This window comes from Micromonospora sp. LOL_014 (assembly GCF_048060245.1).
Lineage (GTDB): Bacteria > Actinomycetota > Actinomycetes > Mycobacteriales > Micromonosporaceae > Micromonospora_E.
The window spans coordinates 104,847-116,371 of sequence record NZ_JBHMIP010000016.1 but is presented as its reverse complement, the minus strand read 5'-3'; the positions used below and the strand labels follow the sequence as shown (position 1 = coordinate 116,371).

The 11,525-nt window shown below is 71.1% G+C and carries 13 protein-coding genes and 2 pseudogenes; 8 read left to right on the top strand and 7 right to left on the bottom strand.

Annotated elements, in window-relative coordinates; translation table 11 throughout:
- The first annotated feature begins 15 nt into the window (after positions 1 to 15).
- From urtB to urtE, 4 genes are read left to right on the top strand one after another with little or no spacing between them, the layout of a single operon-like run.
- Positions 16 to 891 carry an urea ABC transporter permease subunit UrtB gene (gene urtB / locus ACFHW1_RS16110; RefSeq protein ID WP_416556786.1) on the top strand — a complete coding sequence of 292 codons (876 nt, stop codon included), beginning with the start codon at positions 16 to 18 and terminating at the stop codon, positions 889 to 891.
- On the top strand, positions 888 to 2,099 hold the full coding sequence (gene urtC, locus ACFHW1_RS16105; RefSeq protein WP_416615675.1) for an urea ABC transporter permease subunit UrtC: 1,212 nt from the start codon (positions 888 to 890) through the stop codon (positions 2,097 to 2,099). The genes urtB and urtC overlap by 4 nt, the downstream gene beginning before the upstream one ends.
- On the top strand, positions 2,096 to 2,917 hold the full coding sequence (urtD, locus tag ACFHW1_RS16100; protein WP_416556784.1) for an urea ABC transporter ATP-binding protein UrtD: 822 nt from the start codon (positions 2,096 to 2,098) through the stop codon (positions 2,915 to 2,917). The genes urtC and urtD overlap by 4 nt, the downstream gene beginning before the upstream one ends.
- A gap of 5 nt (positions 2,918 to 2,922) precedes the next feature.
- Positions 2,923 to 3,615 (top strand): urea ABC transporter ATP-binding subunit UrtE, encoded by a 693-nt coding sequence (gene urtE, locus ACFHW1_RS16095; protein WP_282234643.1) that lies wholly within the window; start codon positions 2,923 to 2,925, stop codon positions 3,613 to 3,615.
- Positions 3,616 to 3,646: 31 nt separating this feature from the next.
- On the opposite strand, the gene ACFHW1_RS16090 is transcribed toward urtE, so the two are convergent.
- Positions 3,647 to 4,180 carry a PaaI family thioesterase gene (locus ACFHW1_RS16090; RefSeq protein ID WP_281554496.1) on the bottom strand — a complete coding sequence of 178 codons (534 nt, stop codon included), beginning with the start codon at positions 4,178 to 4,180 and terminating at the stop codon, positions 3,647 to 3,649.
- A gap of 56 nt (positions 4,181 to 4,236) precedes the next feature.
- Between ACFHW1_RS16090 and ACFHW1_RS16085 the strand changes: the two genes are divergently transcribed.
- Both ACFHW1_RS16085 and ACFHW1_RS16080 read left to right on the top strand, forming a co-directional pair.
- Positions 4,237 to 4,719, top strand: a complete 483-nt coding sequence (locus ACFHW1_RS16085) for a winged helix-turn-helix transcriptional regulator (protein WP_416556782.1) — start codon at positions 4,237 to 4,239, stop codon at positions 4,717 to 4,719.
- A 17-nt stretch (positions 4,720 to 4,736) separates the two neighbouring features.
- Positions 4,737 to 5,128 (top strand): annotated as a pseudogene (locus ACFHW1_RS16080) (VOC family protein).
- A 43-nt stretch (positions 5,129 to 5,171) separates the two neighbouring features.
- Here the strand turns inward: ACFHW1_RS16080 and ACFHW1_RS16075 are convergent.
- From ACFHW1_RS16075 to ACFHW1_RS16050, 6 genes and pseudogenes are all read right to left on the bottom strand, one after another.
- Positions 5,172 to 6,020 carry an ABC transporter ATP-binding protein gene (locus tag ACFHW1_RS16075; protein WP_416556781.1) on the bottom strand — a complete coding sequence of 283 codons (849 nt, stop codon included), beginning with the start codon at positions 6,018 to 6,020 and terminating at the stop codon, positions 5,172 to 5,174.
- On the bottom strand, positions 6,017 to 6,889 hold the full coding sequence (locus tag ACFHW1_RS16070; RefSeq protein WP_282230397.1) for an ABC transporter permease: 873 nt from the start codon (positions 6,887 to 6,889) through the stop codon (positions 6,017 to 6,019). Before ACFHW1_RS16070 ends, ACFHW1_RS16075 begins: the two co-directional genes overlap by 4 nt.
- On the bottom strand, positions 6,886 to 7,923 hold the full coding sequence (locus tag ACFHW1_RS16065) for an aliphatic sulfonate ABC transporter substrate-binding protein (protein WP_416556780.1): 1,038 nt from the start codon (positions 7,921 to 7,923) through the stop codon (positions 6,886 to 6,888). The genes ACFHW1_RS16070 and ACFHW1_RS16065 overlap by 4 nt, the downstream gene beginning before the upstream one ends.
- Positions 7,924 to 7,975: 52 nt before the next feature.
- Positions 7,976 to 9,157, bottom strand: coding sequence for an agmatinase family protein (locus ACFHW1_RS16060; protein ID WP_416567711.1), 1,182 nt, complete (start codon positions 9,155 to 9,157; stop codon positions 7,976 to 7,978).
- A 230-nt stretch (positions 9,158 to 9,387) separates the two neighbouring features.
- On the bottom strand, positions 9,388 to 9,990 hold the full coding sequence (locus tag ACFHW1_RS16055) for a DUF5753 domain-containing protein (RefSeq protein ID WP_416615674.1): 603 nt from the start codon (positions 9,988 to 9,990) through the stop codon (positions 9,388 to 9,390).
- A 56-nt stretch (positions 9,991 to 10,046) separates the two neighbouring features.
- Positions 10,047 to 10,334: pseudogene (locus ACFHW1_RS16050) on the bottom strand (helix-turn-helix domain-containing protein); the annotation flags it as partial.
- A 68-nt stretch (positions 10,335 to 10,402) separates the two neighbouring features.
- Here ACFHW1_RS16050 and ACFHW1_RS16045 point away from each other — a divergent pair.
- Positions 10,403 to 10,606 carry a hypothetical protein gene (locus ACFHW1_RS16045; protein ID WP_348650086.1) on the top strand — a complete coding sequence of 68 codons (204 nt, stop codon included), beginning with the start codon at positions 10,403 to 10,405 and terminating at the stop codon, positions 10,604 to 10,606.
- Between the two features lie 83 nt (positions 10,607 to 10,689).
- The gene (locus tag ACFHW1_RS16040; RefSeq protein ID WP_416615673.1) at positions 10,690 to 11,490 is read left to right on the top strand and encodes a class I SAM-dependent methyltransferase; all 801 of its coding nucleotides are present in this window, start codon (positions 10,690 to 10,692) and stop codon (positions 11,488 to 11,490) included.
- Positions 11,491 to 11,525: the final 35 nt, after the last annotated feature.

Here is an 11,525-nt window from a genome sequence, read left to right as displayed (position 1 = left end):
AGGGAGGTGCCCGCCATGGCGGTACTCAACCAACTGGTCATCGGCGCGAGCATCGGAGCGGTGCTGCTCCTGATCGCGCTGGGACTGACGTTCACCTTCGGACAGATGGGCGTCATCAACATGGCCCACGGGGAGTTCATCCTGGCGGGCGCCTACACCGCGTACATGATGCAGGGGCTGGTCGGGGCGCAGGCAGTCCCGGCCGCCTTGCCGGTCGCGTTCCTCATCGCCGGCACCATGGGCCTGATCCTGGAACGACTGGTGATCCGGCGGTTCTACGGTAGGCCGCTGGACACCCTGCTGCTCACCTTCGGCGTCAGCCTGATCCTGCAGCAACTGGCCCGGGACATCTTCGGTGCGCCGAACGTGCAGGTCACCGCGCCCGGCTGGCTCACCGGCGGGATCGACGTGGCCGGCGTACAGCTGCCGTACAACCGGATCTTCATCATGGCCCTCGCGGTCGGCTGCGTGGTGGCGATCTCGCTCTACCTGAGCAAACTGTCCTACGGCCGCCGGATGCGGGCGGTGATGCAGAACCGCGAACTCGCCGCGGTGACCGGGGTGGCCACCCAGCGGGTCGACCAGCTCACCTTCTTCATCGGCTCCGGCCTGGCCGGCGTCGCCGGGGTGGCGCTGACCCTGATCGGCCCGGTCGGGCCGTCGCTGGGCACCTACTACATCGTGGACGCGTTCCTCGTCGTCGTCGCCGGAGGGCTCGGACAACTGCGCGGGGCGGTGATCGCGGCGGTCGCCCTCGGCGTGATCAACAGCTTCGTCGAATTCTGGACCGATGCGAGTCTGGCCAAGGTGGTGGTCTTCGCGGTGATCGTGGCCTTCCTCCAGTTCCGTCCGCAGGGCATGTTCGTCCTCCGTTCCCGGGCGCTGACATGAGCGCCGCCCGGACGACCGACCCCGCCGCACGGCCGGCAACCCGCTTCGCCGCCCGCTGGCCCGGACCGGTCGGCTTCGTCGCCGTCGGCGTGCTGCTGCTGGTCGTGGCACCGCTGGTGCTCAGCCCGTTCCGGCTCGACCTACTGGCCAAGTACCTCTGCTACGCGATCGTCGCGGTCGGCATCTACCTCGCCTGGGGGCGCGGCGGCATGCTGACCCTCGGGCAGGGCGTGTTCTTCGGCCTCGGCGGCTACGCGATGGGCATGCACCTCAAACTCACCGACGCCGGTGAGGGCAACCTGCCCGACTTCATGGTGTGGAGCGGCGTGGAGACCCTACCGGCCATCTGGGGGCCGTTCCGCAACCCGGCGTTCGCCCTGGTCATGGTGGTCGTGCTGCCCACCGTGGTGGCGCTGATCCTGGGCACCCTGGTGTTCCGCCAGCGGGTACGCGGCGCCTACTTCGCCGTACTGTCCCAGGCCCTGGCCGCCGCCTTCGTGATCCTGCTGGTCGGGCAGCAGGGCCTGACCGGCGGCACCAACGGCCTGACCAACGTGCAGTTCTTCTTCGGCCTCGACCTGTACGACCCGACGCAGAAGCGGATCGTCTACTCCCTCGCCGTCGGCGCGCTCGGCCTGGTGTTCCTCGCCGCCTGGCAGCTCACCCACTCCCGGTTCGGCAAGCTGCTGGTCGCCATCCGCGACGGTGAGGACCGGGTCCGCTTCCTCGGCTACGACCCGGCCGTGGTGAAGACCATCGTGTACGCGCTGTCGGCGGCCATGGCCGGGATCGCCGGCGCGCTGTTCGTGCCGGTGGTCGGCATCCTCGGCCCGGCCGACCTCGGCGTCGTACCGTCGATCGAGATGCTGGTCGCGGTCGCCATCGGCGGGCGGTTCTCCCTGGTCGGTGCGGTCGGCGGGGCGATCCTGTTCAACTACGGCAGCACCGTGCTCAGCGAACAGTGGCCGTCCGGCTGGCTCTACCTGCTCGGCGGCCTGTTCATCGCGGTGATGATGTGGGCGCCGCGCGGCCTCGCCGGGCTGCTCGCCGACGGCTGGGCGGCGGTGCGGCACCGTTGGCCGGGCCGCGCCGGACCGGCTGGACCGACCGCACCGGTCTCCCCGGCGGCCGGCACGGACGGTGCCACCACCGACGCCGCCGGGCGACCGGTGGAGACCACCGTCGGGGTCGGGGGTGCGAAACCATGAGCGGCAAGCTGGAGGTACGCGGCCTCGACGTCGTCTTCGACGGCTTCCGGGCGATCAGCGACCTCGACCTGACCGTCGAGCCGGGGGAGCTGCGCTTCCTGATCGGCCCCAACGGTGCCGGCAAGACCACCCTGATCGACGTGGTCACCGGCCGGACCCGGCCGGCGTCCGGCTCGGTGCGGTTCAACGGCCAGGAGCTGGTCGGCCGCCGTGAGCACCGGATCGTCCGGCTCGGCATCGGCCGGACCTTCCAGACGTCGGTGGTCTTCGAGCAGCTCACCGTGCTGGACAACCTAGACCTGGCGGCCAGCTTCCGCCGGCGGATGGTCGGCCTGCTGCGCCGCCGGCGCGGTGTCTCCGACCAGGTGTCCCGAGCGCTGGACACCACCGGTCTTGCCGACCTGGCGTACCGGCCGGCCGGGGTGCTCTCCCACGGGCAGCGGCAGTGGCTGGAGATTGGCATGCTGATCGTGCAGCAGCCCAGTCTGCTGCTGCTCGACGAGCCGGTGGCCGGGATGAGCCGCAGCGAGCGGGACCGCACCGGTGAGCTGCTGCGCGAGGTCGCCAAGGACCACACGGTGATGGTGATCGAACACGACATGGAGTTCCTGCGCCGGTTCGCCAGCACCGTCACCGTGCTGCACGAGGGCCGACTGCTCTGCGAGGGCACCGTCGCTCAGGTGCAGGCCGACCCGCGCGTGCAGCAGGTCTACCTGGGGCGCTCCGGTGAGGAGGGTGCTGAACCCGCCGTACCGTCGGCTGTTTCCGTCCCGTCGACCGCTGCCGGACCGTCAGCCGCTCAGGAGGCGTCGTCGTGAGTGCCATGTTGACCGTCGAGTCGCTCGACGTCGCGTACGGTCGGGCCCAGGTGCTGTTCGGGGTCGACCTGCAGGCCCCGGCCGGGTCGCTGGTCTGCGTGATGGGCCGCAACGGGGTCGGCAAGACCACCCTGCTGAAGGCGATCACCGGGGTGCTGCCGGTGCGGTCCGGCCGGGTGACGTTCGCCGGTCGGGACATCACCAGGCTGCGCACCCACGAACGGGTCCGGCTCGGTCTCGGCTACGTCCCGCAGGGCCACGAGACGTTCCCGCAGCTGACCGTCGCCGAGAACCTGCAGGTGGCGGTCGAGGCGGCCCGGACCGACAAGGCGGCGGTCGACGAGGCGCTGGACCTGTTCCCGGCGCTGCGCGGGCTGCTGCGCCGCCGGGCCGGGTTCCTCTCCGGCGGCCAGCAGCAGCAGTTGGCGATCGCCCGTGCCCTGGTCACCCGGCCGAAGATGCTGCTGCTCGACGAACCGACCGAAGGCATCCAGCCGTCGATCATCATCGAGATCGAGGAGGCGATCGAACGGCTGCACACCGAGGCCGGGCTGGCGATCCTGCTGGTCGAGCAGTACCTCGAACTGGCGCTGCGGCTGGCCGACCGGTTCGTCATCCTCGACGCCGGCGAGGTGGTCCGGGCCGGCGACAAGGCGGACCTGCGCGACGAGTCGGTCCGCCAACTGCTGTCGGTGTGACCCGGCCGGCACCGGTCGGCCAGTCCTGCCGTCAGCTGGTCGGTGGCAGCTCGAACAGCAGGCAGGACGAGGTGGCGTGGGCGGTCAGCCGGCCGGCGGCGTCGGTCAGCTTCGCCTCGGCGTACGCGGTGCGCCGACCGCGCTGCACCACGGTGCCCTCGCAGCGCAGCGTGCCCGAGGCGAGCGTCACCGGTCGCAGGAACTTCACGTTCAGGTCGATCGAGGTGTAGCTCGTCCCGGCCGGCAGCACCGAGTGCACCGCGCAGCCGGCCGCAGTGTCCAGCAGGGTCGAGATGATACCGCCGTGCACCGTGCCCAGGGCGTTGTAGTGGAACTCCTGCGGAGTCAGCACGGTGACCACCCGGCCGTGCTCGGGCTCCAAGCCTTCGAGGCCCAGCATCACCATCACCGGTGGGGCGGGGATCTCACCGGAGGCCATCGCCTGTAACTGGCCCAGCCCGTCGAGGCCGTTCAACGCCGCCAGCCGCACCGTGGCGGGGTCGGTCCACGAGAAGGTGCGGCTGCGCTGCGCCGCGTCCGGCGCCGGCTGCTGAGTCTGTGTCATAGACGCAGCCTGGCAGTCGGTTGCTAGGTCTGTCAACAAGACCTAGCCTGGTCGGGGTGAGACCTACCGCACTCGACTGGTCCATCGACAACTGCACCATCGCCCGCACCATGGAGATCATCGGCGAGCGGTGGACCGTCGTCGTGCTCCGCGAGGTCTTCAACGGCGTACGCCGGTTCGACCAGATGCGCGAGCGCACCGGCGTGCCCCGCCAGGTGCTGACCAACCGGCTCACCATGCTGGTCGACCAGGGCCTGCTGCGCCGGCACCCGTACCAGGAACCGGGGGAGCGGCAACGCTACGAGTACCGGCTCACCGGCAAGGGCCTCGACCTGTGGCCGGTGCTGGTCGCCCTGCTGCAGTGGGGCGACCGGTACTGCGTCGACCCGGACGGCTCCCCGCTCGCCGTCGCGCACCGCGACTGCGGGGCCGAGGTCGGCGTCACGATGCGCTGCGCCGCCGGCCACGACGTCGCCGACCCCCGCGACGTACTTCCCCGCCCCGGCCCCGGTGCCCGCCGCCGCGAACCGGCCCGCTGAAGCCCTACGCTGCGGGCGTGCACATCTCGCTCACCGCCATCGTCGTCGACGACTACGACCCGGCCATCGACTTCTTCACCACCGTCCTCGGCTTCGATCTGGTCGAGGACTCCCCGTCGACGACCAACGACGGTCGCCCCAAGCGGTGGGTGGTGGTGCGGCCGCCCGGTGCCGAGACCGGCATCCTGCTGGCCCGCGCCGACGGCGACGCCAGCGGGCGGCGGTTGGCAACCAGACGGCCGGTCGGGTCGGCTTCTTCCTCCGGGTGGACGACTTCGAGGCCGCGTACCAGCGGATGGTGGACCACGATGTGCGGTTCGTGACCGTGCCGCGCACCGAACCGTACGGCCGGGTGGTGGTCTTCGTCGACATCGCCGGCAACCGGTGGGACCTGATCGGCCCTGCCTGAGCCCGAGCCGCCGAACCCGGCCGACGTCAGCCGGCGGTCACCGTCAGCCGCCGGACCCGGTGGCGGCGTGCCGCTGGTGGTAGGCGCGGACCTGGTCCTCCACCTCGGCCCGCAGCGTCAGGAACTCCGGCAGCCGTTTCACGGCCAGGTCCCGGGGTGTGCCGTCGCGGTCCGGCGGCAGCTGCACCGGCAGGTCGGCGGCGACCCGGCCCGGGTCGCTGGCCAGCACCACCACCCGCTGGCCGAGGAAGACCGCCTCCTCGACGTCGTGGGTCACCATCACCACGGTGGTGCCGGTGTCGGCCCACACCCGGCGGACGAACAACTGCATGTCCTCCTTGGTCTGCACATCGAGGGCACCGAACGGCTCGTCGAGCAGCAGCACTCGCGGTTCGCAGGCCAGTGCCCGGGCGATCGCCACCCGCTGTCGCTGCCCGCCGGAGAGCTGCTTCGGCAGCGCGTGTCGCAGCCCGGTCAACCCGGTCTCAGCCAGGTACCAGGCGACCCGCCGGGCCCGTTCGGCCCGACTGACCGGCAGCAGCTCCAGCCCGAACGCGACGTTGCGTTCCACCGTCCGCCACGGATACACGGCACCGCTCTGCAGCACCAGCCCCCGGTCCGGACCCGGCCCGGTGACCGGCGCACCGTCGAGCAGCACGGTGCCCCGGCTCGGCGTGGACAGCCCGGCGATCAGCGACAGCAGGGTGGACTTGCCCGACCCGGATGCGCCGACCAGGCAGACGAACTCGCCCCGACGTACCGTAAGATCCACGCCGTCGAGTGCGCGCAGCGAGCCGCCGGCGATGGTCCGGAAGTCCTTGCCGACGCCGTCGAGGCGCACCAGCGACGGGCCTGGGCCCGAAGTGGCAACCGAACCTTCGGTCACGGTCACGATGCCCACCTCCCGACCCGGTCGCGGGTCGTCCGCAGCGCCAGGTCGATCGCCACCCCGATCAGGGCGATCACGATCAGTACGGCGAAGATGTTGTCGAGCTGATTGAACCGCTGCGACCGGACGATCCGGTAGCCCAGCCCGGACTGGGCGTTGATCAGCTCGGCGACCACCACGAAGTTCCACGCCGCCGCCGCGTTGACCCGGATCGCGTCGATCATGCCGGGCAGCGAGTGCGGCACGATCACCTTGCGCAGCACCTCGAACCGGCGGGCGCCGAGGGTGTACGACACGTCGATCAGCCCGGCCGGCACGGTGCGGACCACGTTGGCGGTCATCAACGTATTGAAGAAGACCGTCGCGATGAAGATCAACGCGACCTTGGACGGCTCGCCCAGCCCCAGCCAGATGATCAGCAACGGGATGAACGCGCTGGCCGGCAGGTACCGCAGCAGGCCGATCATCGGCTCCAGCGCCGCCCGACCGGCCTGGAAACTGCCCATCAGCAGTCCGAGCGGCACCGACACCGCCACCGCCAAGCCGAAACCGCGCAGCACCCGGCCGACGGTCGCTGCGGTGTCGGTCCACAGCTGACCCGTCCGGGCCATCTCCACCCCGGCGGCCACCGACTCCAGCGGCGACGGCAGGAAGTCCGGCTGCCCGTCGACCAGCATGCTGCCGATCTGCCAGGCGGCCAGTGGCACCACGATCGAGGCGACGGTCAGCGTCCACCGGCCGGTCGCCGGGATCGGCGTCCGGATGGCCAGTAGCGCCGGGACCCGGCGGGCCGGACGCCGCCGGGGCAGCGGCCCCCACGACGCCCGGTCCGCGCGGTCGGTGGCCGCAGCCGGTTCCCGGGTGACGGTCACGGCGACACCGCCGCGACGAACTGCCCGTCGAGCAGCCCGTCCAGCGGCGGTGCCTCGTCCACCAGACCGGTCGCCACCAGGAACTCGGCGATCGACCGGGCCTGGAAGTCCAGGTTGGCCGGGGTGTCGCCCGGTTCGAACGCCGCCTGGTTGTCGGCCAGGTCGAAGATCGTCGTCCCGGCGTCGTACGTGCGGTAGTCCTCGACGCTGACCCCGGCCTGCGCCGCCATGATCTCGACCGCCTCGTCCGGGTTGTCGGCGATCCAGTCCAGGGTGTCGAACCAGGTGTCCACCACCGCCTGGACCTGCTCCGGATGCGCGGCCACGAACTCCGAGTCGAACACCAGATGGTCCGGGATCGCGCCGGGGTGCTCCGCCGAGGTGGCGATCGCCCGGCTGCCCTCGCGGCCCAGCGCGGTGGTGGTGAACGGGGCGAACGCGCCCACCGCGTCGACCTGCCCGGCCAGGAACGCGGCGGCGGCCGCGTCGGTCAGCAGTGGGCTGATCTCGACGTCGTCGGCGCTCAGGCCGGCCTCGGCCAACGCCAACAGCAGCAGGTAGTGGTCGACCGTACCCTCCTCGATCGCGATCCGTTTGCCGGCCAGATCGGCCACCGAGTCGATCCCGGGCGCGGCGATGATCTGGTCGTTGCCGGTCGAGTTGTCGTTGACCAGCACCACGGTCTGCGCTGCGCCACCGCTCACCGACGACAGGGTGTCGTTGAGGGTCTGACTGTTGGCGTCCAGATTGCCGGTGGCCAGCGCGGTCAGACTGTCGGTGTAGCTGTCGAAGTAGGTCAACTCGACCTCGACGCCGTTGTCGCCGAACAGCCCCTGCTCCTGCGCGACCTGCCAGGGAAACCAGCCCGGCCAGGCACTGAACCCCAGCCGTACGGTGGTCGAGCCGTCGCCGTCGGTGGTGGAACCGTCGTCGTCGGCGCAGCCGGCGGCGCTCACCAGCAGCGTCGTCGCGCAGGCGGCGGCGATCAGCCTCCGGGTGGTGGAACGGCGGGAAAATTTGGGGGTACGTCGCATCTCTATGTCCTCCTGCGGAAGGGAAACTACGGGGGATCGGCGCCGCGTCGGCTCAGCGCTCAGTGGCTCGATGGCGCGGCAGGTGCCCGGCGCGGACCAGACAGCCGAGGGTGTCGCAGATGACCCGGGTGGCGATCAGCGAGGTGATCTCGGCGTTGTCGTACGGCGGCGAGCACTCCACCACCTCGATGCCCGCCAACGGCCGTTCGGCGATCAGCTGGATGAACTTGAGGACTTCGCGGGGCAGGAAGCCGCCCGGTTCGGGCCAGCCGGTGCCGGGCACGAACGCGGCGTCCAGGCAGTCCACGTCGAACGACAGCCAGACCGCCTCGGCGCCGTCCCAGGCGACTTCGAGGGCCTTCTCGGCGGCGGCCTCGATGCCCATCTCGACGCAGTCGGTGACCGTCATGATCGTGGTGCCGCGTTCCCGGCCGACCTTGACCCCGGGGCGGGGCGCCTGCCAGCCGCCGATGCCGATCTGCACCAGGTTCTTCGGCGGCACGTTCGGGATGTCGGTGGCGTGGAACCACGGGGTGGTGTGCATCCGCTCGTCGAGGTCGGTCTCCTGGGTGTCGACGTGCCGGTCGAAGTGGATGATGCCCAGGTTGCCGTCGAGGTGTTCGGCGACCCCGCGCACCGTCGGGTAGCCGATCGAGTGGTCCCCGCCGAGCACCACCGGGAAGGCCCCGGAGGAGTAGACGTGGCTGACCGCCTTGGAGATCTGGTCGAAGGTCTTCTCGATGTTCGCCGGGATGGTGAAGACGTCACCGAGGTCGGCGATCGTGATCGACTCGCGCAGGTCGACGCCGAGTTCGAACGAGTACGGCCCGTACAGCGCGGAGATCTTGCGGATACCCTGCGGCCCGAACCGGGTTCCCGAGCGGTACGTCGTGCCACCGTCGAACGGCGTGCCGAGCACCGCCACGTCGTACTCGCCGCAGCGGCGCACGTCCTCGACGTACGGTGCCTTCAGGAAGGTGTTGATCCCGGCGAAGTGCGGCAGCTCGCCACGGGAGAACGTCGGGATCCGCTTGTCGACGATCGAATCGGCACCGGGCAGGCCGTACTCCAGGCCCCGGGCGATCTCCTCTTCCCACTTGGTGGTGGGCAGTTCGGCCTCGCGGGCGACCGCGTACGCTGCCTCCGGGCCGTAGTTGCCGTGCAGCTCGGGTTGGTCGCTGGGCTGCTGGTCGCGGTGCTGGTGATTGTGGTGATGATGGTGGTGCAAGCCCACGGGGCACCTCCGAATGAGGGCCTGGCTGAGGCACAGCCAGACATCCGGCTGCCTCCCGGGCTTTTGTCCCGCCGTGGAACGCCGCCCGCCACGCTGGCGGCCCGACGCCTGCACCTCTCGGACCTGTCCCGTCCCCGGCTGCCCGTGCCTGGCTGCCCGGCGGCGGCGGAACCCTAGGTGCGCCTCACCGTTGGTGAGTCACCCCGGAGTAGACGCCGCTGTGGTTTCGGTCACTTTGCCGACCCGTTGCCGTCGGGTATCGGCTGCGCCCGGGCGGCCAGGTCGGACCAGACCCGCTCGTACGCAACGACGTGCGCCGGCTGGTCGAGGTGCATCGTCCCGGTCAGGGTGTCGAGCCGGACCAGCCCCGACCCGGCCGGCCGCCGTCCGGGGACCGTCGTGGCGGCGGCGAAGCGCAGCAGGGTGAACGGGTTGGTCATGCCGGCGTGCGCGCCGCCGGCCAGCGGCAGCACCCGTACCGAGATCCCCGGCCTGATCGCGAGCGCCCGCAGGTGGTCGAGTTGCGCCCGCGCCGTCGCGTCGTTGCCGACGGTACGCCGCAGCGCCCCCTCGCCGACGATCGCCTGCACCGCCGGCGGATGCGGGTGGGTCAGCAGGTGCCGCTGCCGCGCCGCCAGCTGGTCGAGGCGGGCGGCGATGTCGTCGTCGCTGCGCAGACCGGCCGGGCAGCGCAGCAGCGCCTCGGCGTACCCCGGGGTCTGCAGCAGGTCCGGCAGCGTCGCCTGGCCGTAGCAGCGGATGAGCGTCGCGGACTGTTCGAACACCGGGTACGGGTCGGCGTCGATCGGAGTCCGGCCAGCCCGTCGTGCCACCAGCGCCCGCCGCTGGGGCGGTCGATCTCCGCCGCGAGGGCGAGCAGCCGTTCCCGGGTCTCGTCGTCGGCCCGGTACAGCCGGCACATCGCTGACATGTCCGCTTCGGTCCAGCGCACCCGCGGGTCGCCGGCCTCGATTCGCCAGAGCGTGCTGTTGCCGCGTCGCAGCTTGTCGGCGGCGACGTCCTGGGACAGCCCGGCCTCGTACCGCAACGCCGCCAGGCACCGTCCCACCTGCCGCCGCAGCAGGGCCGTCCCGCCGGCCTGCGCGTTGATGCCCGCCGTCCGGGCGGCTCTCCCGTTGTACGCCCCGGCCCGTCGGCCGTCACCCCTGCCAGTCATACCCAACAGGGTGAAACAATTACGGGCAACCGTCAAGTGCGGTTGCCTGCAGCCTAACTTGCGAGAGTGTGGACATCGACCTGGTCGGCAGCGCTGAGATAGCCGAGATGCTGGGCCAGCCAGGCGGCCCGCTGTCCCGTCAACGCACGTACACCATCACCAGGTCTCGAACCTTCCCGCTGCCGGTTGCGAAGCTCAAACAGGGTGAGGTTTGGCTTCGCGCCGATGTCGAGCGGTGGATTCAGGAGAACCGGCCGCCCCGGGTCAGCTGAGCCGCGTACCGTCGTGATCCCGCAGTGGCCATAATGTGGGAAGCTGCTCCCGAATTGCGAGACGGCCGGTCTATCGTCGGAGCATGTCAGCTGTATACACGCACGGTCATCACGAGTCGGTGCTGCGCTCCCACCGCTGGCGTACCGCCGAGAACTCGGCCGCGTACCTGCTGCCGCACCTGCGGCCCGGCCAGGCGTTGCTCGACATCGGCGCCGGTCCCGGCACCATCACCATGGACCTCGCCGCGCTCGTCGCTCCCGGCCGGGTCACCGCCACCGAGGTTACCGCCGAAGCGCTCTCCCTGTCCCGCGCCGAGGCGCAGGCCCGGGGCGTCACGACTGTCGACTTCACCACGGCCGACGTACACGATCTGCCCTTCCCCGACGACGCGTTCGACGTGGTCCACGCCCACCAGGTCCTCCAGCACGTCGGCGACCCGGTCCGCGCGCTCGCCGAGATGCGCCGCGTCTGCCGGCCCGGGGGAGTGGTCGCGGCACGCGACAGTGACTACGACCGCTTCGCCTGGCACCCCGCCGTACCCGAGCTCGACGAATGGCTCGCGCTCTACCGGGCGACCGCCCGCGCCAACGGCGGCGAACCGGATGCCGGTCGCCGCCTGCTCTCCTGGGCGCGGGCCGCGGGGTTCGGTGACGTCACGCCCGGCGCCTCCGCCTGGTGCTACGCCACCGACGAGGACCGCCGCTGGTGGGGGACCATGTGGTCGGAGCGCATCGTCGCCTCCGAGATGGCCCGGCAGATCCTCGCCGCCGGCACCGCCGCCCCCGCCGACCTGCAGCGCCTCTCCGCCGGCTGGCTCCGCTGGGCCGACGCGCCCGACGGCTGGTTCGCCATCCTGCACGGCGAGATCCTCTGCCGTCCCTGACCCGGACGCCAGATCGATAACCGTGGATTATCGGC